Source organism: Fretibacterium sp. OH1220_COT-178 (assembly GCF_003860125.1).
Taxonomy (GTDB): Bacteria; Synergistota; Synergistia; order Synergistales; family Aminobacteriaceae; genus CAJPSE01.
Genome location: NZ_RQYL01000077.1, coordinates 1 through 625, shown reverse-complemented (window position 1 = coordinate 625; position 625 = coordinate 1). Strand labels below are relative to the sequence as shown.

General features: G+C 62.2%; 1 protein-coding gene and 1 riboswitch. The gene reads left to right on the top strand.

All coding sequences use genetic code 11. From position 1 onward, the window contains the following. Positions 1-113, top strand: a riboswitch (cobalamin riboswitch). This riboswitch is flagged as partial in the annotation. Positions 114-239: 126 nt separating this feature from the next. Further along, the coding region (locus tag EII26_RS12895) for a TonB-dependent receptor (RefSeq protein ID WP_233572763.1) at positions 240-625 on the top strand (386 nt) is incomplete at its 3' end.

Here is a 625-nt window from a genome sequence, read left to right as displayed (position 1 = left end):
GTAAGCGTGACGAAACCGATACGCACCATTGTCCCCCGGCACGTGCGGGGATGAGAAGGTTCGGGATTAGGACGAGCGCGAGTCAGGAGACCTGCCGAATATCCGTTTTGCCGCGTACCTCGGGGGACGGGTGCAGGCAGAATGTGTTTTGGGCGTACAGGGAGGAGTCCTCGAAGGGCTCCTCCCGTTTTTCGTATCAGGAGAGGAGATGCGAATCCGTGAAAATTGGAACCTCTTTCTTGAGCCTTTTTGCCTTTTTTATCCTGGTCCCCCTTTCCCTTTTGGTCCCGACCGATCCCGCCCTGGGGACGACGGAGTTCCCCGAGGAGCGGGTCGTGGCCTCTCCCGTCGACGAGGACAAGCTGCTCCTTTCGCCGGGGTCGGTCACGGTGGTGCGTCCCCAGGAGATGAGGGGGGAGCAGAAGAACCTGCCGGAGCTGCTGAAGCAGGTTCCGGGTCTGCACGTGGTGGAGACCAAGGGGCGCGGGGCCTACACGGTGGCCTCCATCCGTGGGAGCAGCGCAGCACAGGTGGCGGTCTACGTGGACGGAGTGCTGATGAACCTGGGCAGCGAGGCGGCGGTGGACCTCTCCACCATCCCGGTCGAGAATGTCGAACGCATCGA